This is a genomic window from Methylobacterium sp. D53M, from assembly GCF_053345625.1.
This window is the reverse complement of the sequence record NZ_JBKFAL010000027.1, coordinates 47,460-72,586: the sequence shown is the minus strand read 5'-3', so window position 1 is coordinate 72,586 and position 25,127 is coordinate 47,460. Positions and strand designations below refer to the sequence as shown.

Here is a 25,127-nt window from a genome sequence, read left to right as displayed (position 1 = left end):
TGCGCGCCGCCGTCGACGACGCCTCACCGTCATCGCGAGCGCAGCGAAGCGACCCAGGGCGGCGCAACATCGTCAGGCGTCGCAACCCTGGATCGCTTCGCTGCGCTCGCGAGGACGGCGGAATCGATCCCATGACCCGGAAACAAGATGAGAGTCAGGCGCAGGTCCCTCTCCCGTGCGAGAGAGGGATCGCGTCGCGGCGCGGCTGTGCCGACCCGCAGACGCCTGTCTTCCGGACCTTTGCAACACGATCGGGAATGCACCGTCGGCAGGTCCGGGTTCCGGGCTCGCCTGCGGCACCCCACGGAATGATGGGGCGGGGGCGGACCGCCGGCCCGCCTCCAGAAAACCCGGCCCGCGCCTCCGGTCAGTCCGCCCGCCGGAGGCGGCTCGCGAAGAAGCCGTCGAGGCCGCCGCGGGCGCCCGCCAACTCCGGCAGGTGGCACGGCAGCGTGCGCAGGTCGCCGCGGTCGTCGATCAGCGCCGCGGCGCCGCCGACCTCCTCGGGCCGGACCGGCACCCGCGCGTAGCGGGGATCGCGGGCCAGGAACGCCGCCACCTGCGCCTCGCCCTCTTCCGGCTCCAGCGAGCAGGTGCAGTAGACGAGGAGGCCGCCCGGCCGCACCAGCCCGGCCGCGTGGTCGAGGAGCTTCGCCTGGAGCGCGGCGAGCCGCCCGATATCGGCCTCGGCCTTCGTCCAGGCCACGTCCGGATGGCGCCGGATCGTCCCGGTGGCCGAGCACGGCGCGTCGAGCAGCACGGCGTCGTGGTCCTGCGGCTCCAGCGCAAGGGCGTCGGCGACCACGACGTCGACGGCGAAGCCGAGCCGCGCGACGTTCTCGCGCAGGCGCTCCAGCCGCGGTGCGGACCGATCGACCGCCGTGACCCGGGCGCCGGTGGCGGCGAGCTGCAGGGTCTTGCCGCCGGGCGCCGCGCATAGGTCGAGGACGCGGGTGCCGTCCCGCGGCGCCAGGAGCCGGGCCGGCAGCGCCGCGGCGGCGTCCTGGACCCACCACGCTCCCTCCTGGAAGCCCGGCAGCTCGGGAATGGCCGGGCCGTTCTCGGGCAGGCGCAGGGAGCCGGTCGGCAGGGTCACGGCGCCGAGCCGCGCGGCCCAGTCGGCGGGCTCGCCCCGCGGGGTCAGGTCGATGGCGGCCCCCGCGAGGTGGGCGCGGGCGATCGCGGCCGCGCGCTCGGGCCCGTAGGCCGCGACCCAGCGGCGGGCGAGCCAGTCCGGGGTGTTGACCGCCAGGGCGTCGGCGTCCGCGGCCAGGATCGCGTCGCGCTCGCGGGCGACCCGGCGCAGCACCGCGTTGACGAGCCCGGCGAGATGGGCCGTGCGGGTATCCGCCTTGGCGAGCCGCACGGCGAGGTCGACCGCGGCGTGGTCGGGGACCGCGAGGTCGAGGATCTGGGCGGTCGCGGTGGCCAGCAGGGCCGTGAGCTGCGGCTTGGCCGCCGGGAGCCCGCGCTCGAGCCGCGCGGCCAGGGCGGCGCGGATCAGCCCGTAGCGGCGGAAGGTCGCCACCGCGATGGCCCGCGCCAGCCCGGCATCGGCCGGCGCCAGCGCCTCGGCGCGGATCGCCTGGGCGAGGGCGTCGTCGAGGGCGGGGGGGCGCTCCTGGCCGATCAGGGCCGCGACCGCCTGCATCGCCGCGCGGCGCGCGCCCAGTCCCGCGATGTCCGAACCGGTCCCGCCCGGTGCCGCTGCGTTCCGCGTGTTGCGGCCTGTGTTCCGCGATGCCACTTCTGCTCCAGATCCGACGTCTTCCCGACCCACGCCCTCACACCCGAGCGAGCGCGATGCAAGAGCCGACCGCAAGAGACCTGCACCGACAGGACCCGCACCGACAGGACCCGGCCGCGGAGGCCGGAGACGGCCCCGCCCCGCCCCGCATCCTCAGCCCGGCGGCCCAGCGCGCCCTCGCCGAGGCCGCCGAGCGCCGCGCGGCGATCGACGCCCGGGCCGCCGAGATCAGCGCCAAGCCCGAGCGCCAGGGGCGCGGCGGCCTGGAGCCGGTCCGCTACGACGACTGGGAGGTGAAGGGCCTCGCGGTCGACTTCTGAGAGATCCGCCGCGGGGCGCCTACTCGGCCGGGACCGCCAGCGGCGCGCCGGCCTCTTCCTCGGCCCGGGCCTCGGCCACGCCAGCCCCGAAGCGCCGGTACCAGAGCCCGGTCAGGATCGGCACGAAAATCGAGGTGACGATGATGCAGATCGTCACCAGCACGGTGGCGGTCTGCGCCGAGGGGGCGAATTGCGGGGCGACGGCGGCGATCGCCAGCGGGTTGGCGGCCGCCGCCCCGGCGGTGGAGGAGGCGGCCAAGCCGGCCGTGCCGGTCCCGCCCCCGATCGCCCGGTCGGCCACGATCAGCGGGATTCCGGTCAGGACGATCACCGCGAGCGCCAGCACGATGCCGAGCCCCGCGAGCGGCGAGAGCAGGTTGTTGAGGTCGACCGTGTTCCCCAGCGCGAAGGCGAAGAACGGGATCATCAGCTGGCCGCCGGGCGCGAACAGGGCCCGGAGCTTCGGGTCGAGGTTGCCGAGGGCGAAGCCGACCAGGAAGGGCAGCACCGCGCCCACGAAGATCTGCGGCTCGAAATGCGCCGCCCCGGAGGCGCCGAGGATGATCATGCTCATCAGCGGGCCGGACTCGATCGAGGTCAGGATGAAGGCGCCGGCCTCCTCGCGGCTGCCGTAGGTCTGCATCAGCGAGGCGTAGAGGCCGCCATTGGTCATATCCATCGCGCAGACGATCGCCAGGATCGACAGGCCGGCGAAGAAGCCGGTCTGGATGCCCTCGGGCGGGATGAACAGCCCGGCCACCAGCACGATCGCCCAGGCGGCGACGAGCTTGGTCGCCACCAGCGTGCCGGACTTGCGCAGCACTGTGCCGGTCGCCTTCAGGCTGACCGAGGCACCCATGCAGAAGAACCAGACCGCCAGGATCGGGATCACGCCGGTCATGATCCCCTGCGTGAAGCCCTTGAAATAGGCCGGGGCGCCCGGCGCGAAGGTCTTGCACAGGGCCCCGAGCAGGAGCGGCACCAGCATCAGGCCGCCGGGAATCCTGTCGATCGCCGCCTTGATCTGCATGGCGCGTCCCTCCCGATCCGGGTCGTCCGCCGACGCGCCGGACCTGGGGCGGATCGCGGACGCCGCGCCGGCCCGCGCCTCTGTCGGGCGCCTCTCGGACCGGTGCGTCATCCTGTCGGGGCGCGGCGCGGGCCGTCAAGCGGCGCGCCGGCGCGGGGCTTGCCGAACGTGTCGCGCTGTCGGGCGCGGAACGTCGGACGCCGGGCCCCGTTGGCGAGGTTCACCGGAGGGAGGCGACGATGGCGACGACAGTATCGGCCCGGAGCGCGGCCGCGGGCCCGCACGGCGAGATCCACCTCGCCCGCGGCGAGCGGCTCGGCATGCGGATGTGGCGGGCCGAGGAGCCCAACGCCGACAAGCCGATGACCACCTCGGCGCACGAGACGGTCGGCTACGTCATCAGCGGCCGGGCCGAGCTCGTGCTGGAGGGCGAGACCGTGGCGCTCGCGCCGGGCGATTCCTACTGCGTGCCGGCCGGCGCGGCGCACACCTACCGGATCCTGGAGACCTTCACGGCCGTCGAGGCGACCGCCCCGCCGGCCGGGTGAGGCCGGCGGGCCTCAGTGGGTCATGTAGACCTGCGTGCCGACATCGACCCGCGCGTAGAGGTCGACCACGTCCTGATTGTACATCCGGATGCAGCCGTAGGACGCGTAGGTGCCCACCGAGTTCGGCCGGTTGGTGCCGTGGATGGCGTACTCGCCGCCCGCGAGCGTCATCGCCGCCGCCCCCATGGGATTGTGCGGCGAGCCGCCCGCGATGAGGTTCGGCAACCGCGGGTTGTCGCGCTTCACCTCCGCGGGGGGCGACCAGGCGGGGGCGACGTACTTGCCGTCGATCGGCTTGATGCCGAACCACTGCTTGCCGGGACGGCCCACCGCCACGGGATAGCGGATCGCCGTGCCGTCGCCGTTCACCAGGTAGAGCTTGCGCTGCGACACGCTGATCACCACCGAGCCCGGCGCGACGCCGTTGGCGAAGGGGACGATCTCGCGCGCCTGCGCCGCCTGGAAACAACCGGCCAGCATCGCGCCGGCCAAACCGAATAGAGCCGCCACCCGACCCGACATCACCGCGATCCTCGCAAAGCTAGACTAGACGCGGGCAAGTAATCCCCGGCCGAGCTTACCGTTCCGAGAAAAGCTATGGTTGACGCGGGGTCATTCTGCGGATCCGCGGGGCACGGTAAAAGAGCAACCACGAACCAGGGTGTACGGGCCGTTGCCGCGCGGCGGGGCCGCCGTTCCGCGCGTCTCAGCGCGTCTCAGCGCTCGTGGAGCTCGCTCCCGCGCCGGTCCTCCGACTGCCAGCCGTGGCGCTCCAGCTCCGGGTCGAGATGCTCCTCCACCGGGTAGCCGACGCAGAGATAGGCCACGAGCCGCCACGTCTCCGGCACGGCCAGGATCGCCGCGACCGCCTCCGGCTCCAGGATCGAGACCCAGCCGACGCCGAGGCCGCGGGCCCGGGCGGCGAGCCAGAAACACTGCACCGCCCCCACGACCGAGTAGGCCAGGGTCTCCGGCATGCTGGCCCGGCCGAGGCCGAGGCCGGTCTCGGTGGCCGCGTCGCAGAAGGCGGCCAGATGGACCGGCGCCTCCCGCAGGCCGGCGAGCTTCAGGCCGCGGTACTGCGCGGCCCGGTCGGTCGCGTAGCCCGCGGCCGCGGCTTCGTTGCAGCCGGCGAAGTTCTCCGCGACCGCGCGGCGGCGTCCCGGATCCGCGACCCGCACGAAGCGCCAGGGCCGGCTGTTGCCGACCGAGGGGGCCCGGTGGGCCGCCGCGAGGCAGGCGCGCAGGGCGTCCTCGTCGACCGGATCCGTCCGGAAGCGGCGCACGTCGCGGCGCCACGCGAACAGCGCGTCGAGGTCGTGCAGGAAGGCGGCGTCGAAGGCGGGCGGGCCCATGGTGCGGCTGGCATAGCCGCAACCCCGGCCCGACGGGAAACGGAAAAAAGGCCGCCCGAGGGGCGGCCTGAAGTCTTGGGTCTCGAAACCTCGGAGTGCCGGATCCTGAGATCCCGAGCGGCGACCGATGGCTGGGGAGCTGGGTGTCGGTCGCCGACCGGGCAGAACCCGGCGAGGTTCGACGCCTGTTGTCGCGCCGCAACGCGGCCTGCAAAAGGCGTGAATCGGGCCAAACCGTGTTTTTTGTCGCTTGGGCGTGTCTCGCGGGACACGGCGTGCGCGACCCTTGCGGGCCGCGGCGGCGAGGCCCATCATCCGGCAAAGCATCGATGCACGGGAGCCGTGATGACCGAGAGGACGAGCGCCGGGTCGAGGCCCGACGAGGCGGCGGGCCATGTCATCCCCTTCCCTGCCCGCGCGGCCCCTCCGCAGATCGCCTTCAACCGGGACGAGCTCCGCACGATCTTCAACCTCTACGGCCGGCAGGTCGCTGCGGGCGAGTGGCGCGACTACGCCCTCGATTTCCGCCGCGACAAGGCAGTGTTCTCGATCTACCGGCGCTCCTCCGAGATGCCGCTCTACCGCATCGAGAAGGATCCCAAGCTCGCCCGCCGCCAGGGGGCCTACGCCGTCGTCGCCGCGAGCGGCCAGATCCTGAAGCGCGGTACCGAGCTCGCCCGGGTGATTGCCGTGCTGGAACCGGCACCGGCGGCGGTCTGACCGCGCCCGCTCAGGACAGGGACAGGCGCCGGACGGTCGCGGCGATCTCGGCCACCGCCTCCGGCGCCAGGGGCCGGATCGGCCGCGGCGGCTCGGCGCGGCACAGGCCCATGAGATCGGCCAGGGCGTAGACCACCCGCAGGCTGGAATGCGTCCGGAACAGCGTCCAGAGGGGCTCCAGCTCGGCGTTGAGGGCGCGGGCCCGCTCGGTCTCGCCCGCCGCCACGGCCCGGACGATCGCCAGGCAGGTCCGGGGAAACAGGCCGCCCGCCACGCTGAACCACGCCGCGCCGCCGGCGATCAGCGCCTCGGTGACGTTCCAGTCGCCGCTGAACCCGATGGGGAAGCCCGCCGGGACGGCCTCCCGCAGGGCCGCGATCCCGGCGGCGGCCCGCGCCGGCTCCGGCGCGGCGCACTTGGCGGCCACGATCCCGGGCTGGCGGGCGATCCGGCCGATCAGCGCCGGCGTGAAGTGGAAATGCGTGGTCGCGGGGTTGTCGTAGAGGACGAGGGGCAGGCCGCCCGCCTCCCCTACGGTCGCGAAATGCGCCTCGACCTCGGCCTCGGTGAGCGGCGTGTACGAGACGGGGGCGAGGAGCCCGGCATCCGCGCCGGCCGCCCGCGCGTCCTGCGCGAGGCGGACGGCCTCGTCGGTGCGCAGGGCGCCGATGCCGACGAGGAGCGGGGCCCGTCCGGCCACGGCCTCGGCTGCGATCGCCACCGCCCGGCGCCGCTCCTCGCGGCTCAGGTACGCGTAGGTCCCGGTGCTGCCGAGGAGGCCGATCGAGTCGACCCCGGCGGCCGCCAGGGGCTCCAGCAACTGGCGCAGCGCTCCCGCGTCGACGCGGCCGTCTGCGTCGCTCGGGGTGATCGGGAAAGCGGAGAGGCCGGAGAGGTCAAGAAGCGCTGGCATGGCCCGAGCCTAGCGCATCCGCGCGCGGCGGCCAGGCAAAAAGAAACCCCGGCGGTGTCCCGCCGGGGTTCCCTCGTCCCGTCTTGTTCGGGCTGGCTTATCGGCGGTCGCCGATCAGGCTCAGCAGGAACTGGAACATGTTGATGAAGTCGAGATAGAGCGTCAGGGCGCCGTTCACCGACATCTTGGCCGCCATCTCGCCGTCGAAGCCGCCGTAGAGATACATCTCCTTGAGCTTCTGGGTGTCGTAGGCGGTCAGGCCCGCGAAGATCAGCACGCCCAGCACCGAGATGGCGAACTGGAGGGCCGACGAGGCGAAGAAGATGTTCACCAGCGACGCGAGGATGATGCCGATCAGGCCCATCATCAGGAACGAGCCCATGCCGGAGAGGCTGCGCCGGGTGGTGTAGCCCCACAGGCTGAGCGAGCCGAAGGCCGCCGCTGTGATGAAGAACACCTGCACCACGCTGCCCCCGGTGAACACCAGGAGGAGCGAGGACATCGAGGCGCCCATCACCGCCGCGAAGGCCCAGAACATCGTCCGGGCGGACGAGGCCGACATTCGGTCCATCCGCATGGAGAAGACGAAGATGAACGCCAGCGGGGCGAGCATCAGGACCCACTTCAGCGGGCTGAGGTAGAGGGTCTGACCGAACGGGGTCAGGATCGGGCGGGTGCCCTGGTAGGCCGCCACGGAGGCCATGTTCAGGCCGAGCGCGACGAGACCCGAGATGCCGAGCCCGACGATCATGTTGTTGTAGACGCCGAGCATGAAGGTGCGCAGGCCCTGATCGACCTCGACCTGGGTGCCGGCGTAGCCGGTCGGCTGCTGGGCGCCGTACCGGAAGGGGCTGTTCTCGAATGCCATGGGAGTTTCCTTGCGGAGGCTCTCTCAGCGTGGTGTTCGGTCGAGGCCCACGCAGGACCTCTGGCGCCGGGCTGGCGCCTCGGTCGGGAATATGTTGCGCCCGAAGCCGCGACACAAGTCCCCGGCCACGGTTCCGGGGCCGCTTTTCCGTGTCCGGCGGATGTATTTTTGTCCATCTGGGCCGGGATTAAAATGCATTCCGCTCCGTCGTCGGGTTGTTCGACTGACGGTTGCCGCCGTCCAGGCGTTTCGATGCGCCCGCGCGAAGTCTTAACGGCTTCCTTATGCCACGTGCGTCCGCGTGCGCCCCGGTTTCTCCGGTCCGGACCGCCAAGTCCCGGCGGGTTCGTGCCTGCACGGCGGGTCCGCAGCCTCGAAGATCCGCTCTCCGGCGCGCGGGATCTGGGCGGCCCGGGAGGGGCGGTTCAGTGCGTCATCCGGCGGGCCAGGGCACGGCCCAGACCCAGCAGCATCAGGTCAGCGGCCGCCCGCACCTCCGCGGGCATGTCGTCGGTGAGCGTCTCCTTGAGCGCGACGGCGAGGTCGGTCGCCCGCTCCAGCGGGTCGCCGCCCGCCATGGGCCTGCCGACCACGTAGCGGTCGCCGCCGTCGCGGATCTCGGTGATGTCCATCAGGATGCCGTGCGAGCGCTGCGGCTCGCCGTCCTCGTTCCGATGGGTCCGCCCCCGGCTGAGGAGCCAGCGCACGGTGCCGTCCGCCTTGAACACGCGGTACTCGGCAAGGACCAGCCCGCTCGATCGGACGGCCCGGAGCATGTGGTCCATCAACCACGTCATGTCCTCGGGATGCACTGCGGCCAGCGCCATCGGCCCGTTGATCGGACGGTCGGCGAGGTCGGGATTGCCGGTCAGCAGCCGGGCCGCGCCCGCGTCGTAGACGACCACGCCGCGGACGTGGTCCCACTCCCAGGCTCCCACAACGCACGAGGCTTCGAGAGCCGCCCGGAGACGGTCGGCGTTCTCCGCGTAGCCATCGATGACGTTGATGCGCATGGTGGACGGTCCCCCCGGGCCGCTCGAAGCTCGAATGTCTAGCTCCGTACCAATCTTCCGGCGAAATGACAAAGAGTTCACTTGCGAATACCCCTTCACGGGGGCACCTCTTGTCATGGTTGGGAAATTTTCCCCCGTCGCGAGTGATTCGAGGGGCCGCCATGGATGAGAACGGACTCGAATTCCTGCGGACGATTGCTGACCGGAAGGTGGAATCCTCCGCCGCGCGCGCGCTCAACAGGATTGCGCAGTCCCTCGATTTGCCGATCGAGGCGTTCTACGGTTCCGATCACTGCGGATCTGTGGACCGTCCGGCCATCGAGCGGGAGACGGAGCGGCTGCTGATGCTGGTCGGGGTCCACCTGCGCCGACTCGATCCTGCGGCGCGGAGGCGATTCGGTGAGGCGGTCCAAGCTCTGGTCGGCCCCGAACCGACCGAGGCATGCGCGCGCACCGCGGAGAATGCGGAGCGCGGCGACCCGTGAGCGCGGGGTCCGACGGTTGGAAACCCCTCCCCCACGGACCGAGGGCTTCGATATCCCGCCGGACCGTCTCCGGCCGGGCGCGGTCCGCCGCTCTCGACGGCCTCGATCGCGGCCTCCGCCGGGGCTGAACCGGATACGGAGCCTGCGGGATCGGCCTCCGTCAGGCCTGCCGGAGATACGGCGCCGGCTTCTGCCCCAGGATCCGCCACGTGCCGACGAGCCCGAGGAGGATCGCCAGCGCCACCGCGGCCACGGCCGCGACCAGCGCGCCCGACAGGTCGAGGCGGAAGTCGAGGTGCATGACCTTGGCGACGATCACCCAGCCGGCGAGCGTCCCGGCCAGGAGGCCGAACAGCGCCGTGGCGAGCCCCAGCGCGGCGTATTCGAGGGCGTAGGCGGTCAGCAGCCGCGCCCGGCTCGCGCCCAGCACCTTGAGCACGACGGCGTCGTAGAGCCGCGCCCGGTGCCCGGCCGCGATGGCGCCGGCCAGCACGAACAGGCTCGCCAGCACCGCCACGGCGCTCGCCCCCCGGATCGCTAGGACCAGCCGGCCGACGAGGTCCCCGATCGCGTCGAGGGCGTCCTTCACCCGCACGGCGCTCACCGACGGGAAGGTCTTGGCGACGTCGCGCAGGATGCGGTTCTCGGCGGAAGCGTCGGTGCCGCCGGGCAGGGTCAGCGTCGCGAGGTCGGAATGCGGCGCGCCCCGGAAGGTGCCCGGCGAGAACACCATCACGAAGTTGATGCCGAGGTTGCGCCACTCCACACGGCGCAGGTTGAAGATCGTCGCGGTGAGGTCGCGCCCGAGCACGTTCACCGTCACGGTGTCGCCGAGCTTCAGGCCGAGCTGGCGGGCGAGGTCGGCCTCGAAGGAGACCAGCGGCTTCGCGCCCTGCTCCGGGCTCCACCACGCGCCCTCGGTGAGGCTGGAGCCGTCCGGCACCGCGTCGGCGTAGGTGATGCCCCGGTCGCCGTCGAGCACCCAGGCGGCGTCTTCCGGGGGGCGGATCTTGCTCGCCGGCACGCCGTTCAGGGCGACGATCCGGCCGCGCATCATCGGCACATCCTCGATCTTCCCGCTCGGGGCCGAGCGCGCCAGGAACTCGCGGAACTGGGCGGCGTCCCGGGAGGGAATGTCCAGGAAGAAGAGGTTCGGCGCCCGGGCCGGCAGGGTCGCGCTGATCGTGCGGCGGACATTGGCGTCGATCAGGCTGAGCGTCACGAGGAGCGTCACGCCGAGGCCGAGCGACAGGACGATGGCGGGCGTCAGGGCGCCGGGCCGGTGCAGGTTGGCGAGCGCCATCCGGGGCGCCGGCCAGCGCGGGTGCGGCAGGCGGCGGGCGAGCGCCATCAGGCCGAGCGCCACCAGATGCAGCAGGCCGAACGCGATGGCGGCCGCCGCGATGAAGATCAGCGCGACGCGCCGGTCGAAGGCGGTCGCCACCGACAGGCCGACCAGGGCCGCGAGGCTGACGGCGAGCCAGATCCGGTAGCGCCAGCGCGGGCTGACGCGGGCCGGGTCGACCGTGTCGCGGAACAGGCCGGAGACCGGCACGTCGTGGGCGCGGCCGAGCGGCGTGATCGCGAAGGCGAAGGCCGTGATCAGACCGTAGGCGGCCGCGAGCGCCAGTTCTCCCGGGGCCAGCGTCGGGTTCAGCGGCAGCGGCAGGTCGGCGGAGAACAGGGCGTCGAGGAGGAAGGGCAGGCTCGCGCCGATCGCGAGGCCGATCCCGGTACCCAGCCCGGCGATGAGCATCACCTGCGTCAGGTACAGGGCGACCACCTGCGAGCCCGGCGCGCCGACGCTCTTGAGCGTCGCGATCGAGGGCCGCTTGCGCTCCACGAAGGCGTGGACGGCGTTGCCGACCCCGACGCCGCCGACGATCAGCGCGGTGAGTCCCACCAGGGTCAGGAACTGCGTGAAGCGCTCGATGCTCTTGGCGAAGCGCGGGTCGGCGTTGGTGCGCGAGCGGATCTCCCAGCCGGCCTCGGGGGTGGCGGCGCGGATCCGGGCCTGCGCCGCGTCGAGGTCGGCGTCCGGCGTGCCGGGCGGCAGGACGAGGCGGTAGCTCCAGCGGTTGAGGCTGCCGGGCTGGACGAGGCCGGTGGCGCGGAGCGTCGGCTCGGAGACCATCAGCCGCGGCCCGAAGCCGATGCCGCCGGCGATCTTGTCGGGCTCGGACACGATGGTGCCGCGGATCGCCACGTCGTGCCCGGCGAGCGCGATCCGGTCGCCGACCTTGACGTCGAGGCGGGTGAGCAGGGCCGGGTCGGCGAGCGCCCCCGGCACCCCGTCGCGCTCCGCCAGCAGGTCGGCGAGGCGGCCCGGCGGGTCGGTCGCGAGGTCGCCGGCGGCCGGATAGGTGGCGGGGTCGACGGCCTTCAGCTCGACCAGGGCCGCGTCGCCGCTGCCCGCCACCGCCATGGCCCGCAGGGAGGCGACGATGTCGAGGCGGCCTTCGCGCGCCAGCACCTGCCTCTCCGCGTCGGTCGCCTCGCGGTTGATGAGGTTGAAGGCGAGGTCGCCGCCGAGGATGCGCCGGCCCTCCCGGCCGAGCCCGTCGGACAGCGAGCGCGAGATCGACGCCACGCCCGCGATGGCCATGACGCCCAGCGCGATGCAGGCGAGGAACACCGCGAAGCCGTCGAGCCCGGCCCGCAACTCGCGCAGCGCGAGGCGCAGGGTGAGCGGGATCCGGCGGGGCGCGGGGTCGGGTCGGGTGATCGTGCCGTGCATCAGGCGGTCACCGCCTCCTCGATCCGCCCCGAGCGCAGGCGCACGGTGCGGTCGCACAGGCGGGCGAGGCCGTTGTCGTGGGTGACGAGGACCAGCGTCGCGCCGCGGTCCCGTTTCAGCCGGAACAGCAGGTCGACGATCTGGCGGCCGGTGGCCTCGTCGAGGTTGCCGGTGGGCTCGTCGGCCACGAGGATTGCTGGGTCGGGGGCGACCGCCCGGGCGATGGCGACGCGCTGCTGCTCGCCGCCGGAGAGCTGCGCCGGGTAATGGTGCAGCCGGTGTCCGAGGCCGACCGCCTCCAGCTCGGCGCGGGCGCGCTCCAGGGCGCCGGGCCGGTCGGCGAGTTCGAGCGGCAGGGCCACGTTCTCGAGCGCCGTCATGGTCGGCACGAGGTGGAAGGCCTGGAACACGATGCCGATGCGCCGGCCGCGGAACCGGGCGAGGGCGTCCTCGTCGAGGCGGACGAGGTCGGTGTCCTCGATGACGACGCCGCCGGAATCGGGCCGCTCCAGCCCGGCCATGACCATCAGCAGCGTCGACTTGCCGGAGCCGGACGGGCCGACGAGGCCGACCGCCTCGCCGCGGTCGACATTCAGCGAGATGCCGCGCAGGACGTGGACGCGGGCGGCGCCGCGGCCGAGGCTGAGATCGATGTCCGACAGCGCGATCGCGGGCTCGCGCAGCACCTTGCCTTGGCTCACCGGTGAGCCGATCTGTGGGCGATGACGAGCATGGCGCGCGAGGTCCTCACGTGGGGTCGATCCCTTCGGCTTCGATCTTGGCTCTACGGGCCGCGGGTGCACCGCGATATGGGTTCGGCATTGGGGCCGCGCCATGACGCGCGCGCTGTGTTCCGGCGCACGGCCCTGTATGCCGCAGCGCTAGCGCTCCTGATGGTCCCTTTCATGACAGCCGTCGCGCCGGGAGCGCGGGCCGCGCCCGGCGAGCCGGTCAAGCTCGTCGCCCTCGGCGACAGCCTGACCGCGGGCTACAAACTCCCGGCCGACGCCGCCTTCCCGACCGTGCTGGAGCGCCTGCTCAAGGCCAGGGGCGCGGACGTGACGGTCGCCAATGCCGGCGTCTCCGGCGACACCGCCACGGGCGGCCTCGACCGGGTCGACTGGTCGGTGCCGGACGGGACCGCGGGCGTGATCCTCGAACTCGGCGCCAACGACATGCTGCGCGGCACCGACCCGAAGGTCACCGAGGGCGCGCTCTCGGCGATCATCGAGCGGCTGAAGGCGCGGGGCATCCCGGTCCTGCTCGCCGGCATGCAGGCCGCGCCCAACCTCGGGCCGGACTACAAGGCGCGGTTCGACGCGATCTACCCGGCGCTCGCCAAGCGCTACGGCCTGACCCTCTACCCGTTCTTCCTCGACGGGATCATCGGCGACCGGGCGCAGCACCTCGACGACATGATCCACCCGAACCGGCAGGGCGTGGAGACCATCGCTTCCCGCATGCTGCCGACGGTGGAGGGTTTCCTGGGGGGCCTCCGGCAGGGGGCGTCGCGGTAGTGCCGCGCCTGTTCACCGGCCTCGCGGTGCCGCCCGCGATCGCCGACGCGCTGAGGGCCTGGCAGGGCGGCCTGCCCGGGGCCCGCTGGATCGAGCCCGGCGACTTCCACGTGACCCTGCGGTTCATCGGCGACGTCGACGCGACCACGGCCGACGACGTGGTGGAGGCGCTGTCCGAGATGCGGGTCCGCCCGGCCCTGACGGTGACGCTCGACGGCCTCGGCATCTTCGGCGGCGACAGGCCGCGGGCGCTCTACGCCTCGGTGGTGCCGGAGGCGGAGCTGACGGATCTCCAGGCCGAGCAGGAGCGGCTCGTGCGCCGGGCCGGGGTCGAGCCGGAGCGGCGGAAATTCACCCCGCACGTGACCCTGGCGCGCCTCCGGCGCGACGCCACGCCGGAGGCGGCGGCGATGTACCTGTCGCAGGCGCCGGTCTTCGCGCCGCTGACTTACACGTCGGACCGGGTGACGCTGTTCTCGGCGCGGGACTCGACCGGCGGCGGTCCGTACGTGGCGGAGGCGGAGTTCCCGTTCGCGTGATGCGCCTGGGCTCGGTCGTTCACGTCCTTGCGAGCGAAGCGAAGCAATCCAGAGTCGGCGACATCGCCCCGAACGTCGCGCTGCCCTCGGTCACTTCGCGTCGCTCGTGATGACGGAGGTTCGGTCTTCATGCGGGCCGATCGCGCGATCGGCCCGAACCGGCCTACAGCCGCCGCAGGGCCACGCTCTCGATCCGGTGGCTCGCGCCCTTGGTGAGGATCAGGCTCGCTCGCTGGCGGGTCGGCACGATGTTCTCGCGCAGGTTCGGCAGGTTGATCGTCGTCCAGAGCCGGTCGGCGATGTCGAGGGCCTCGGTCTCGGCGATCTCGGCGTATTTCCGGAAGTACGAGCGCGGGTCGCGGAACGCCGTCTGCCGCAGCTTCATGAAGCGCGTGACGTACCAGCGGTGCAGGTCGTCCTCGTGACCGTCGAGATAGATCGAGAAGTCGAAGAAGTCGGACACGAATGGGATTGCGGTCCCGTCGCGCGGCAGGCGGGCCGGCTGGAGCACGTTCAGGCCCTCGACGATCAGGATGTCGGGGCTCTCCACCACCCGCTCCTCGCCGGGCACCCGGTCGTAGACGAGGTGCGAGTAGAGCGGCGCGGTGACGCGCTTGTGGCCGGCCTTCACGTCGTGGAGGAAGCGCAGCAGCGCGGCGGTGTCGTAGCTCTCCGGGAACCCCTTGCGCTCCATCAGCCCGTTGGCGGCGAGCTCGGCGTTGGGCAGCAGGAACCCGTCGGTGGTGACGAGGTCGACCTTGGGGGTGTTGGGCCAGCGCGCCAGCAGGGCGGTCAGGATGCGGGCGGTCGTGGACTTGCCCACCGCCACCGACCCCGCGAGCCCGATGATGTAGGGCGCCTTGGTCTCGCGCTCGGCCATCAGGAAGCGCTGCGTCGCCTTGAACAGGCCCTGCGTCGCCGCGACGTACAGGGCGAGCAGACGGGACAGCGGCAGGTAGATCGCCACCACCTCCTCGACCGAGATCGGGTCGTTGATCGATTGCAGCCGCTCCAGGTCTTCCTGGTTGAGGGTGAGCGGCGTGTCGGCGCGCAGCTGCGCCCATTCCTCGCGGCTGAAGCGGCGATACGGCGAGAGCCGGTCGGACGCTTCGAGGATCGCCTCGACCGAGCCCGGCAGCGCGGCCGCGTTCACGCGTGGCGCCTCGCGGCCTTCTCGGCGATGCCGCTCTGGGCCGTGCGACGCTCCAGCTCCGCCATCACGGCATCGAGCTCGACCCCGCCCGCCCGGAGCAGCACGACGAGGTGGTAGAGCACGTCGGCGGCCTCGTTCCGCAGGCCGGTCTTGTCGCCCTGCACGGCCGCGATCGCCGCCTCCACCGCCTCCTCGCCGAGCTTCTTGGCCGCCTTGGCGGGGCCCTCGGACAGGAGCTTGGCCGTGTAGGAGGTGGCCGGATCGGTCCCGGCACGGCTCGCCACGAGGGCGGCGAGGTCGGCGAGCGTGTAGGCGGTCATGAAGCGATCTGCATGTTGCGACGGCCCCTTATACAGATCAGGGCCGGATTTCGGCAGGAAACTGCGCCACGGCCGCTCGGCGGGCAAGCGGAGCGGGTGAAGGCCGCCCGGCTTTGTCTGGGGATCACCCGTTGTCTTGGGTTCACCCGTTCGGCAGGTGCCGCGCCAGCGCCTCCAGCACGGCCATGCGGACGGCGACGCCCATCTCGACCTGCTCGCGGATCAGCGACTGCGCCCCGTCGGCGATCTCGGAGGAGATCTCGACACCGCGGTTCATCGGCCCCGGATGCATCACCAGCGCGTCGGGCTTGGCGAGCGCCAGCTTCTCGCCGTCGAGGCCGAAGTAGCGGAAATACTCCTTCACGGACGGGACGAACGAGCCGTTCATGCGCTCCCGCTGGAGGCGCAGCATCATCACGATGTCGCAGCCGACGAGGCCCTTGCGCATATCCGTGAAGGTCTCGACGCCGAAGCGCTCGATCCCGGAGGGCAGCAGCGTCGAGGGCGCGATCAGGCGGACCCGCGCGCCCATGGCCTGGAGCAGGATGATGTTGGAGCGCGCCACCCGCGAGTGCAGGACGTCGCCGCAGATCGCCACCTGCAGGCCCTCGATCCGGCCCTTGTTGCGGCGGATGGTGAGCGCGTCCAGGAGGGCCTGGGTCGGGTGCTCGTGGGCGCCGTCGCCGGCATTGACCACCGCGCAGTCGACCTTGCGGGCGAGCAGGTGAACGGCGCCCGCCGATTCGTGACGGACCACGATGATGTCGGGCCGCATGGCGTTGAGCGTCGCGGCGGTGTCGATCAGGGTCTCGCCCTTCTTCACTGAGGACGAGGCCACCGACATGTTCATGACGTCGGCGCCGAGCCGCTTGCCGGCGAGCTCGAAGGACGATTGCGTCCGCGTCGAGGGCTCGAAGAACAGGTTGATCTGCGTGCGGCCCCGCAGGGTCGTGCGCTTCTTCTCCACCTGCCGCGAGATGTCGACGGCGGATTCGGCGGCGTCGAGCAGCCCCTCGATGTCGGGCCGGGTCAGGCCCTCGATGCCGAGGAGGTGCCGGTGCGGGAAGGCCGGGGGCGCGGGCGTCGTCATGATGAGGCCCGGGTGTAGGTGCGGCGCGCCCGGGGGGCAAGGCTGTTCGGCGCTCATCCCGGTTCAGTCATGACGCTCGCTCCGTCAGGGGCTGCGGGCGTCACGGGTTCGAGGCCCAGGCTGTCCGTCCGGCGGCAGGATGGGGCGCGTCGCGCTCCGTCATCGACGGCGCGCGCCCATCGGCGCAGTCGCACTTCGAGAGGCGGCTGCGGCCTTTTTCCCGGCGGATGGTAACCGCCCGCCCCCGCGCCACGTATCTGCCCGAACGGTCGGGATTCGTACGCTCCCGACCCCGCGCCGCTTGCCCGGGATCCAGACGCTTGGCCGCCTCCCCTGCCCTCGAAGCCCCCGAGACCGTCGACCGGCAGGGGCGCCGCTGGTTCTACCGCCACCCGCTGGTCATCCGGCTGGCGCACTGGATCAACGCCGCGGTGCTGCTGGTGCTGCTGATGAGCGGCCTGCAGATCTTCAACGCCCACCCGGCGCTCTACTGGGGTTCGGTCTCGACCTTCGACAATCCGTCGCTCGCCATCACCAGCGAGCCCGGCCGCGACGGCACGACCCGCGGCGTCGTGACGGTCGGTTCCCACACCCTCGACACGACCGGCGTGCTCGGCCTGTCGAGGGAGGGCGGCACCGAGGTGGAGCGCGCCTTCCCGTCCTGGGCGACGCTGCCGGCCAACCAGGACCTCGCCACCGGGCGGCGCTGGCATTTCCTGTTCGCGTGGCTGCTGGTGATCAACGGGGCGGTCTACCTGCTCTACGGCCTGGTCTCGGGCCAGCTCCGCCGCCGCCTGATCCCGGACGGCGACCAGATCCGCGACTTCGGCGGCTCCGTGAAGGAGCACCTGCTCCTGCGCTTCCCTGAGGGCACTGAGGCCAAGCGCTACAACGTCATCCAGAAGCTGACCTACCTCGTCCTCGTGCTCGGCCTGCTGCCCGCGATGGTGCTCGCAGGGCTCGCCATGTCGCCCGGGATGGACGCGGCCTGGCCGTGGCTCACTGAGCTGTTCGGCGGCCGGCAATCGGCGCGCAGCGTTCATTTCATCGCCGCCGGGCTGATCGTGCTGTTCGTGGTGGTCCACGTGCTGCTCGTGGTCGTCTCAGGGCTCGTCAACAACATGCGCGGCATGATCACCGGCTGGTTCAGCCTCGGCCGTCCCGAGAAGGAACCCGCCCGATGATCCTCCACCGCCGCAGGCTCCTCACCGCGGGCGCCGGCCTCATGGGCACCGCGCTGCTGGCCGGCTGCGACAAGTTCGCCGGGACCGAGACGGGGCAGCGCACCCTCAAGGTCGGCGAGGACGCCAATGAATACGTCCAGCGCCTGCTGATGTCGCCGACGACCCTGGCCCGGGAATTCCCGGCCTCGATGATCTCGCCCTGGTTCAAGCCGAACGGCACGATCGACCCGCCGGACCGCGCCTACCGGGCGCTGGCGGCGCGGAACTTCTCGGACTTCAAGCTCTCCGTCGACGGGCTGGTCCAGACCCCGCTGTCGCTGAGCCTCGCGGACCTGCGCGCCCTGCCGTCGCGCACCCAGATCACCCGGCACGATTGCGTGGAGGGCTGGAGCTGCATCGGGCAATGGGGCGGCGTGCCGCTCGCCGAGGTGCTCAGGAAGGCCGGGCTGAAGCCGCAGGCGCGCTACGCCGTATTTCACTGCGCCGACACGCTGGAGTTCGAGGCCGGTCCCAAGGGCGGTGGCAGAGGGCGCGACCAGGGCGCGTCCCTCTGGCGCCCGACCCATCCGGGCGCGGTGCGCGAGGCTTACGTGCAGCTCGCCGCCGCCGACGATTGGGGCGGCCCGGCCACCGCCACCGACGCGCCCAAGGACGATTGGGGCCAGGGCAGCCCGGCCCCGGAGCCCGAGCCGGCGGGGATCCCGATCCGCTACTACGAGAGCATCGACCTCTACGACGCCTTCAACCCGCAGACGATCCTGGCCTACGACCTCAACGGCAAGCCGCTGCCGGTCTCGAACGGCGCGCCCCTGCGGCTGCGGGTCGAGCGCCAGCTCGGCTACAAGCAGGCCAAGTACGTGATGCGGGTCGAGATGGTGGAGTCGCTCGCCGGGATCGGCGGGGGCAGCGGCGGCTACTGGGAAGACCGCGGCTACGAGTGGTACGCGGGGATCTGAGGCGACTGACGGGATTTTGAGCTGCTGACGCGGCAAGTTCCGTGCTGGAGCCCGGGCCGCGTTTCATCCTGCATGGCCTCTTCCCCGGACAGGTGGAGCGACGCGGAACCTGATCAGCACCCGGCCCGAAAAGTGCCGCGCAGGGGCTCCCCCGAACAACCTCGCGATTTGACAACCCGCCGCCCGTGACCCACTTGTGCCCGGCGCGCGGCCCCGGCCCGACGGCGGGCATACGTCCCACGCGAATCTCGAACAGAATTCGTCCGTCGCGCCCAGGCTCCGTCAGGGGCAGAGGTCTGAATGAAAGTCGTCGTCGTCGAGTCGCCGGCCAAAGCCAAGACGATCAATAAGTATCTCGGCCGCGACTATGAAGTCATCGCCTCCTTCGGGCATATCCGCGACCTGCCGCCCAAGGACGGCTCGGTGGATCCCGAGCAGGACTTCCACATGGTCTGGGAGCTGGCCGACCGCGGGGCGAGCCGGGTCTCGGAGATCGCCAAGGCCGTCAAGGGCGCCGACAAGCTGATCCTCGCCACCGACCCGGATCGCGAGGGCGAGGCGATCTCCTGGCACGTGCTGGAGGCGCTGACCGCCCGCAAGGCACTCAAGGGCATCCCGGTCGAGCGCGTGACCTTCAACGCCATCACCAAGGCGTCGGTCGAGCAGGCGATGCGCAAGCCGCGGGAGATCGATCAGGCGCTGGTCGACGCCTACCTGGCGCGCCGGGCGCTCGACTACCTCGTCGGGTTCAACCTCTCGCCGGTCCTGTGGCGCAAGCTGCCGGGCGCCCGCTCGGCCGGGCGCGTGCAGTCCGTGGCGCTCCGCCTCGTGGTCGAGCGCGAGATGGAGATCGAGCAATTCAAGCCGCGCGAGTACTGGACGCTCATCGCCACGCTGACGACCGCCGACGGCGCGACCTTCGAGGCCCGCCTCGTCGGCGCCGACGGCAAGCGGATCCAGCGCCTCGACGTCGGCACGGGCGAGGAGGCGGCCGCCTTCAAGCGCGACCTCGAGCTCGCGACCTTCCAGGTGGCGAGCGTCGAGGCGAAGCCCGCCAAGCGCCACCCGCAGCCGCCCTTCACCACCTCGACCCTCCAGCAGGAGGCCTCCCGCAAGCTCGGCATGGCGCCGGCCCAGACCATGCGGGTCGCCCAGCGGCTCTACGAGGGCGTCGACATCGGCGGCGAGACGGTCGGCATCATCACCTACATGCGGACCGACGGCGTCGACATGGCGCCGGAGGCGATCCAGGACGCCCGCCGGGTGATCGGCAAGGAGTTCGGCGACCGCTACGTGCCGGACGTGCCGCGCAAGTACAGCGTCAAGGCCAAGAACGCCCAGGAGGCCCACGAGGCGGTGCGCCCCACCGACATGGGCCGCCTGCCCAAGACGGTGGCGCGCCACCTCGAGCCCGAGCAGGCCCGGCTCTACGAGCTGATCTGGACCCGCACCATGGCCAGCCAGATGGAATCGGCCGAGTTGGAGCGGACCACCGTCGACGTCACCGCCAAGGTCGGACCGCGGACCATCGACCTGCGCGCCACCGGCCAGGTGGTGAAGTTCGACGGCTTCCTGACCCTCTACCAGGAGGGCAAGGACGACGAGGAGGATGAGGAGAGCCGCCGCCTGCCGCCCATGAAGGCCGGCGACCCGCTCGCCCGCGAGCGGATCAGCTCGACCCAGCACTTCACCGAGCCGCCGCCGCGCTACTCCGAGGCGAGCCTCGTGAAGCGCATGGAGGAGCTCGGCATCGGCCGCCCGTCGACCTATGCCGCGGTTCTCCAGACCTTGCGGGATCGCGAATACGTCAAGATCGAGAAGAAGCGGCTGCAGCCGGAGGACAAGGGGCGGCTCGTCACGGGCTTCCTCGAGAGCTTCTTCCGGCGCTACGTCGAGTACGACTTCACCGCCGGCCTCGAGGAGCAGCTCGACCGGGTCTCCAACGCCGAGATCGACTGGCGGGCGGTGCTGCGCGACTTCTGGCGCGACTTCTCCGCGGCGATCGGTGAGACCAAGGAGCTGCGCGTCGCCGACGTGCTGGAGGCGCTGAACGGCCTCCTCGGCCCGCACATCTTCCCCGACAAGGGCGACGGCTCGAACCCGCGCACCTGCCCGACCTGCGGCTCGGGCCAGCTGTCGCTGAAGCTCGGCAAGTTCGGCGCCTTCATCGGCTGCTCGAACTACCCGGAGTGCAAGTACACCCGCCAGCTCTCGGCCTCGGGCGTCGACGGCGACGGCGACGGCTCCTCGGCCGAGGGCGGTCAGCCGGGCGTGCGCGTGCTGGGCGACGATCCCGCGACCGGCCTGCCGGTGACGCTGCGCGACGGCCGCTTCGGGCCGTTCCTCCAGCTCGGCGAGGCCTCCGCCGAGAAGGGCGCCGAGAAGCCGAAGCGCTCGTCGCTGCCCAAGGGGCTCAGCCCCTCGGACGTGGATCTGAACAAGGCGCTGGCCATGCTGGCGCTGCCGCGCGAGGTGGCGCGCCACCCCGAGACCGGCGAGCCGATCCTGGCCAATCTCGGCCGGTTCGGGCCCTACGTGCAGCACGGGAAGACCTACGCCAATCTCGGCAAGGACGACGACGTGCTGGAGATCGGGGCTAACCGCGCTATCGACCTGATCGTCGCCAAGGAGCAGGGCGGCGGGCGCGGCCGCCCGGCCGCCGATCCGGGCCGGCCGCTCGGCAAGGACGAGGCCAGCGGCCGCGATCTCGTGGTCAAGGCCGGCAAGTACGGGCCCTACGTCACGGACGGCGAGGTCAACGCCACGCTGCCGAAGACGATGAGCGCAGAGGCGCTGACCCTCGACGAGGCGATCGCCCTGGTGAACGCCAAGCGCGCCGCGGGCGGCGGCAAGCCGGCGAAGCGCGGGGCGGTCCGGAAAGGGTCGGCGCGGGCCGCGAGCGGCGACAAGCCGGCGGCGAAGAAGACCGTCGCGAAGAAGCCTGCGGCCAAGAAGGCGGCGGCGAAGACGTCGAGCGCGGGCTGAAGCGTTCGTGGACGAGGCTGAGGCGGGCCGGCAAGCCCGCCCGTCCTTGCGAGCGGAGCGAAGCAATCCAGTGCAGCGCGAGGCGTTCGAACGTGGCGCCGACTGGGTTGCCTCGCTCCGCTCGCAAGGACGTGGCAGAAGCAGCGTTGCTGCCCCTCACCGCGGGTTGCGGTCAGCGATCGGGTTCAGACCAGGTAGGTGATCGTCGCCGCCACGGCCGTCGCGAAGGTCGCGAGCGCGAGGGTGGTGGAGTTCATCAGCGCCCGGGCCGGTGGCACCGCGGCCGCGTCATCGTCGCAGCCGAAGGCGGCGCCGGCCGCGTGCTCGAAGCGGATCAACGTGAGGCGGCGGGCCTCGATCGCGGCGTCGCTCATGGACTGCGGCTCCCTGACCACGGTCAAGATTTATCTCCGCCACCAACGTCGATCGTCCCGTTCTGTTCCGGGCGTCGCCTGTGGAAGCCGGGCATGCGGGTCACGAGAAAGCCTTAACCCATTGTTGTGCAACGTCGTGATGACGGCCCGGCGCGCGGAACCGTGTGCCGGCACGGACGCGGCCCTCGCTCGCGGCGGCGCAGCATGCGATGATGCGACCGCCTCGCCGCAGAGCGAACGGTTTTGATGTTTATGTTTTGTTCCGCTATCATGCGGGGATGAAGGCGCATGCTCCACGACCCGAGACCCGTCCCAAGACCCGTCTGCGCGAAGCCGAGCCGGCCGACGCGCTGCGCGCCAGGAGGCCGCGCGTGAGCGATCCGGCGCGGGACCTGTTCGGGCCGGGAGGCAAGGGCGCGGCGGCCCGCCCGCCCGAGCCGCGGCGGCGGCTGGATTCGGCGGCCTCCGTGGCGACGCTCGCGGCCGCCGAGCCCGAGGGCGGCTACACCGCCTCCGACATCGAGGTGCTGGAGGGGCTGGAGCCCGTCCGGCGCCGGCCCGGCATGTATATCGGCGGCACCGACGAGCGGGCGCTGCATCACCTCTTCGCCGAGGTGATCGACAACTCGATGGACGAGGCGGTCGCCGGCCATGCCAGCTTCATCGAGGTGGAGCTGGAGGAATCCGGCGCCCTCGTGGTGACCGACAACGGCCGCGGCATCCCGGTCGACCCGCACCCGAAATTTCCCGGCAAGTCGGCGCTCGAGGTCATCATGACCACGCTGCACGCCGGCGGTAAGTTCGACTCGAAGGTCTACGAGACCTCGGGCGGCCTGCACGGCGTCGGCATCTCGGTGGTGAACGCGCTCTCCGACCTGCTCGAGGTCGAGGTGGCGCGCAACCAGACCCTCTACCGCCAGACCTTCTCGCGCGGTCATGCCCAAGGGGCCTTGGAACTGGTCGGCCGGGTGCAGAACCGCCGCGGCACGCGCGTGCGCTTCCATCCCGATGCCCAGATCTTCGGCTCGCTGAAGTTCGACCCGCGCCGCCTGTTCAAGATGGCGCGCTCCAAGGCCTACCTGTTCGGCGGGGTCGAGATCCGCTGGCGCTGCGCCCCCGCCCTCCTCGAGGGGCTGGAGGACGTGCCGGCCGAGGCGGTGCACCGCTTCCCCGACGGGCTGCGCGACTACCTCGCCCGCGACATCGACGGGAAGGAACTCGTCACCGACGCCATGTTCTCCGGCAAGATCACCAAGCCGGGCTCGCACGGGTCGCTCGAATGGGCGGTGGCCTGGATGGTCGCCGAGGACGGGATCTCGCACTCCTACTGCAACACGATCCCGACGCCCGAGGGCGGCACCCACGAGGCCGGCCTGCGCGTCGCCCTGCTGCGCGGCCTGCGCGAGCACGCCGAGCGGGTGAACCAGGCCAAGCGCATGACGGCGGTGACCACCGACGATGTCATGGCGACCTGCGCGTCGATGCTCTCGGTCTTCATCCGCGAGCCGGAGTTCCAGGGCCAGACCAAGGACAAGCTCGCCACCGTGGAGGCCCAGCGCATCGTCGAGACGGCGGTGCGCGACGCCTTCGACCACTGGCTCGCCGCCTCCCCGGCCCAGGCCAACAAGCTCCTCGACTGGGTGATCGACCGGGCCGAGGAGCGCCTGCGCCGCCGCCAGGAGAAGGAGGTCGCCCGCAAGAGCGCGACCCGCAAGCTGCGCCTGCCCGGCAAGCTCGCCGACTGCTCGGCGGCCGGCACCGCGGGCTCGGAGATCTTCATCGTCGAGGGCGACTCGGCCGGCGGCTCGGCCAAGCAGGCCCGGGACCGGGCGACCCAGGCGATCCTGCCGCTGCGCGGCAAGATCCTGAACGTCGCCTCGGCCTCGCGCGACAAGCTCGGCGCCAACCAGCTGATCTCGGATCTCACCCTGGCGCTCGGCTGCGGCACCGGTTCGGCCTTCCGCGAGGCGGACCTGCGCTACGAGAAGGTGATCATCATGACGGACGCCGACGTCGACGGCGCCCACATCGCCTCGCTGCTGATCACCTTCTTCTACCGCCAGATGCCGAGGCTGATCGACCGCGGCCACCTCTACCTCGCGATCCCGCCGCTCTATCGGCTGCAGCAGGGCTCGAAGGTGGCCTATGCCCGGGACGACGCGGATCGGGAGCGGATCGTCAAGACCGTGTTCAAGGGCGGCAAGGTCGAGATCGGGCGGTTCAAGGGCCTCGGCGAGATGATGCCGGCCCAGCTCAAGGAGACCACCATGGACCCGAAGAAGCGCACGCTCCTGCGCGTCGCGGTCCTGGACGAGGCCCGGGAATCGACCGGCGACACGGTCGAGCGCCTGATGGGCAACAAGCCCGAGGCGCGCTTCGCCTTCATCAGCGAGCGCGCGGCCTTCGCCGAGGGCGCCGACCTCGACATCTGACGCCGGAGCGCCGGCACGGCCGCGCCGCGTCGGTCGATGGCGCCGCGCCGTCATTGCGAGCGCAGCGAAGCAACCCAGCAGCGCCACGTTCACCGAAGTCGCGCTGCCCTGGATTGCTTCGCTGCGCTCGCAAAGACGGGTGACGGCTTTCGGCCGCGCCTTATCGGGGCGGCGCGATCACCTGGGCCGGGTCGAAGGGCTGGGCCGCCGCCACCGTGTCCTTGCCCATGTTGAGGACCGCCGAGAATCGGTCGCCGCCGGGACGCAGCACGAGGGCGCCCGGCTCGACCGCGATGAGCTTGCTGCCGAGGCCGAGGAAGCCGCCGACGTCGATCACGACCGCCTTGAGCGTCCCGCCGTCGGCGATGAGCAGATCCTCGATCTTGCCGACGCTGTCGCCGGCGGCGTTGCGAACCGTCACGCCGATCATCTTCGTGGTCAGGAAGGTGACGGGCTTGAGCCCCTGACGCTTGGCCGCGTCCTCTGCGCTCGCCGCCTCCGTCAGCCGCCCGCCCCCCTTGCCGTCCGTCGAGGTTCCCGGTCCCGTGGCCGGCAGGATCGTGTCCTTGCCGATCACGCTGGCGTCCTGCGCGGAGGCCGGCGCGTTCGCGAGGCCGAGGGCCGCGAGCGACAGGAGAAGGATTCGGCTTCGCATGGCTGATCGCTCCGCGCGCCCGGTCCCTGCGTGGAAGGCCCTGTCCGGTTCACTGAGGGGCGCCGCGGTCTCAATCGCGGGCGGCCCGCGCGGTTCCGGCCCTCCCTGTCGCACCCGCCGAGGTCGGTTCGCGGTCCCGAAACGCGAAAGGGCCCGGCCTTGCGGCCGGGCCCTTCGGGAGCGCGA

Annotated in this window: 24 protein-coding genes; 10 read left to right on the top strand and 14 right to left on the bottom strand. The window is 71.9% G+C overall.

The window, feature by feature from the left end; all coding sequences use genetic code 11:
• Positions 1–367 precede the first annotated feature (367 nt).
• Positions 368–1,747: an RsmB/NOP family class I SAM-dependent RNA methyltransferase gene (locus tag ACLBYG_RS26615; RefSeq protein WP_447683455.1), complete on the bottom strand. Its 1,380-nt coding sequence runs from the start codon at positions 1,745–1,747 to the stop codon at positions 368–370.
• A 56-nt stretch (positions 1,748–1,803) separates the two neighbouring features.
• On the opposite strand from ACLBYG_RS26615, the gene ACLBYG_RS26610 reads away from it, so the two are divergent.
• Positions 1,804–2,067 carry a DUF1674 domain-containing protein gene (locus tag ACLBYG_RS26610; protein ID WP_447683454.1) on the top strand — a complete coding sequence of 88 codons (264 nt, stop codon included), beginning with the start codon at positions 1,804–1,806 and terminating at the stop codon, positions 2,065–2,067.
• Positions 2,068–2,086: 19 nt separating this feature from the next.
• Here ACLBYG_RS26610 and ACLBYG_RS26605 read toward each other — a convergent pair whose 3' ends face one another.
• Positions 2,087–3,097: a 2-keto-3-deoxygluconate permease gene (locus ACLBYG_RS26605; RefSeq protein WP_447683453.1), complete on the bottom strand. Its 1,011-nt coding sequence runs from the start codon at positions 3,095–3,097 to the stop codon at positions 2,087–2,089.
• A gap of 239 nt (positions 3,098–3,336) precedes the next feature.
• Between ACLBYG_RS26605 and ACLBYG_RS26600 the strand changes: the two genes are divergently transcribed.
• Positions 3,337–3,645, top strand: coding sequence for a cupin domain-containing protein (locus tag ACLBYG_RS26600; RefSeq protein ID WP_042669659.1), 309 nt, complete (start codon positions 3,337–3,339; stop codon positions 3,643–3,645).
• A gap of 12 nt (positions 3,646–3,657) precedes the next feature.
• Here the strand turns inward: ACLBYG_RS26600 and ACLBYG_RS26595 are convergent, their stop codons facing one another.
• Positions 3,658–4,167, bottom strand: a complete 510-nt coding sequence (locus ACLBYG_RS26595; RefSeq protein WP_020095350.1) for a L,D-transpeptidase — start codon at positions 4,165–4,167, stop codon at positions 3,658–3,660.
• Between the two features lie 194 nt (positions 4,168–4,361).
• On the bottom strand, positions 4,362–5,000 hold the full coding sequence (gene bluB / locus ACLBYG_RS26590; protein ID WP_447683452.1) for a 5,6-dimethylbenzimidazole synthase: 639 nt from the start codon (positions 4,998–5,000) through the stop codon (positions 4,362–4,364).
• Between the two features lie 345 nt (positions 5,001–5,345).
• Between bluB and ACLBYG_RS26585 the strand changes: the two genes are divergently transcribed.
• Positions 5,346–5,720, top strand: coding sequence for a DUF2794 domain-containing protein (locus ACLBYG_RS26585; protein ID WP_020095348.1), 375 nt, complete (start codon positions 5,346–5,348; stop codon positions 5,718–5,720).
• Between the two features lie 10 nt (positions 5,721–5,730).
• Here the strand turns inward: ACLBYG_RS26585 and ACLBYG_RS26580 are convergent, their stop codons facing one another.
• From ACLBYG_RS26580 to ACLBYG_RS26570, 3 genes are all read right to left on the bottom strand, one after another.
• A complete protein-coding gene (locus ACLBYG_RS26580; RefSeq protein WP_447683451.1) occupies positions 5,731–6,633 on the bottom strand; it encodes a dihydrodipicolinate synthase family protein in 903 nt (300 codons plus the stop codon).
• A gap of 97 nt (positions 6,634–6,730) precedes the next feature.
• A complete protein-coding gene (locus ACLBYG_RS26575) occupies positions 6,731–7,501 on the bottom strand; it encodes a Bax inhibitor-1/YccA family protein (protein ID WP_020095346.1) in 771 nt (256 codons plus the stop codon).
• Positions 7,502–7,926: 425 nt separating this feature from the next.
• Complete coding sequence (locus tag ACLBYG_RS26570) at positions 7,927–8,514, bottom strand: PAS domain-containing protein (RefSeq protein WP_447683450.1); 588 nt, start codon at positions 8,512–8,514, stop codon at positions 7,927–7,929.
• Between the two features lie 161 nt (positions 8,515–8,675).
• On the opposite strand from ACLBYG_RS26570, the gene ACLBYG_RS26565 reads away from it, so the two are divergent.
• The gene (locus ACLBYG_RS26565) at positions 8,676–8,999 is read left to right on the top strand and encodes a hypothetical protein (RefSeq protein WP_056531185.1); all 324 of its coding nucleotides are present in this window, start codon (positions 8,676–8,678) and stop codon (positions 8,997–8,999) included.
• A 160-nt stretch (positions 9,000–9,159) separates the two neighbouring features.
• Here ACLBYG_RS26565 and ACLBYG_RS26560 read toward each other — a convergent pair whose 3' ends face one another.
• Positions 9,160–11,736 carry an ABC transporter permease gene (locus ACLBYG_RS26560; RefSeq protein WP_447683449.1) on the bottom strand — a complete coding sequence of 859 codons (2,577 nt, stop codon included), beginning with the start codon at positions 11,734–11,736 and terminating at the stop codon, positions 9,160–9,162.
• Entirely contained in the window at positions 11,736–12,437 is a 702-nt protein-coding gene (locus ACLBYG_RS26555; RefSeq protein ID WP_376738864.1) for an ABC transporter ATP-binding protein, read from the bottom strand. Before ACLBYG_RS26555 ends, ACLBYG_RS26560 begins: the two co-directional genes overlap by 1 nt.
• Positions 12,438–12,641: 204 nt before the next feature.
• Between ACLBYG_RS26555 and ACLBYG_RS26550 the strand changes: the two genes are divergently transcribed.
• Positions 12,642–13,253, top strand: coding sequence for an arylesterase (locus tag ACLBYG_RS26550; RefSeq protein ID WP_020095341.1), 612 nt, complete (start codon positions 12,642–12,644; stop codon positions 13,251–13,253).
• Positions 13,253–13,792, top strand: coding sequence for an RNA 2',3'-cyclic phosphodiesterase (gene thpR, locus ACLBYG_RS26545; RefSeq protein WP_042669663.1), 540 nt, complete (start codon positions 13,253–13,255; stop codon positions 13,790–13,792). Before ACLBYG_RS26550 ends, thpR begins: the two co-directional genes overlap by 1 nt.
• 163 nt (positions 13,793–13,955) lie before the next feature.
• Here the strand turns inward: thpR and coaA are convergent, their stop codons facing one another.
• From coaA to ACLBYG_RS26530, 3 genes are all read right to left on the bottom strand, one after another.
• Positions 13,956–14,945 (bottom strand): type I pantothenate kinase, encoded by a 990-nt coding sequence (coaA, locus tag ACLBYG_RS26540; protein ID WP_020095339.1) that lies wholly within the window; start codon positions 14,943–14,945, stop codon positions 13,956–13,958.
• Complete coding sequence (locus ACLBYG_RS26535) at positions 14,942–15,265, bottom strand: phosphoribosyl-ATP diphosphatase (RefSeq protein ID WP_020095338.1); 324 nt, start codon at positions 15,263–15,265, stop codon at positions 14,942–14,944. Before ACLBYG_RS26535 ends, coaA begins: the two co-directional genes overlap by 4 nt.
• Positions 15,266–15,407: 142 nt before the next feature.
• Positions 15,408–16,355, bottom strand: coding sequence for an aspartate carbamoyltransferase catalytic subunit (locus ACLBYG_RS26530; RefSeq protein ID WP_042669664.1), 948 nt, complete (start codon positions 16,353–16,355; stop codon positions 15,408–15,410).
• Positions 16,356–16,675: 320 nt separating this feature from the next.
• Here ACLBYG_RS26530 and ACLBYG_RS26525 point away from each other — a divergent pair, with 320 nt between their 5' ends.
• From ACLBYG_RS26525 to topA, 3 genes are all read left to right on the top strand, one after another.
• Positions 16,676–17,539, top strand: coding sequence for a cytochrome b/b6 domain-containing protein (locus tag ACLBYG_RS26525; protein ID WP_447683448.1), 864 nt, complete (start codon positions 16,676–16,678; stop codon positions 17,537–17,539).
• On the top strand, positions 17,536–18,495 hold the full coding sequence (locus ACLBYG_RS26520; protein WP_447683447.1) for a molybdopterin-dependent oxidoreductase: 960 nt from the start codon (positions 17,536–17,538) through the stop codon (positions 18,493–18,495). The genes ACLBYG_RS26525 and ACLBYG_RS26520 overlap by 4 nt, the downstream gene beginning before the upstream one ends.
• Before the next feature lie 300 nt (positions 18,496–18,795).
• Positions 18,796–21,480 (top strand): type I DNA topoisomerase, encoded by a 2,685-nt coding sequence (gene topA, locus ACLBYG_RS26515; protein WP_447683446.1) that lies wholly within the window; start codon positions 18,796–18,798, stop codon positions 21,478–21,480.
• A gap of 185 nt (positions 21,481–21,665) precedes the next feature.
• Here topA and ACLBYG_RS26510 read toward each other — a convergent pair whose 3' ends face one another.
• On the bottom strand, positions 21,666–21,854 hold the full coding sequence (locus ACLBYG_RS26510) for a hypothetical protein (protein ID WP_042669668.1): 189 nt from the start codon (positions 21,852–21,854) through the stop codon (positions 21,666–21,668).
• 371 nt (positions 21,855–22,225) lie between these two features.
• Between ACLBYG_RS26510 and parE the strand changes: the two genes are divergently transcribed.
• On the top strand, positions 22,226–24,286 hold the full coding sequence (gene parE, locus ACLBYG_RS26505) for a DNA topoisomerase IV subunit B (RefSeq protein ID WP_056531212.1): 2,061 nt from the start codon (positions 22,226–22,228) through the stop codon (positions 24,284–24,286).
• A 160-nt stretch (positions 24,287–24,446) separates the two neighbouring features.
• Here the strand turns inward: parE and ACLBYG_RS26500 are convergent, their stop codons facing one another.
• On the bottom strand, positions 24,447–24,941 hold the full coding sequence (locus ACLBYG_RS26500; RefSeq protein WP_447683445.1) for a PRC-barrel domain-containing protein: 495 nt from the start codon (positions 24,939–24,941) through the stop codon (positions 24,447–24,449).
• Positions 24,942–25,127: the final 186 nt, after the last annotated feature.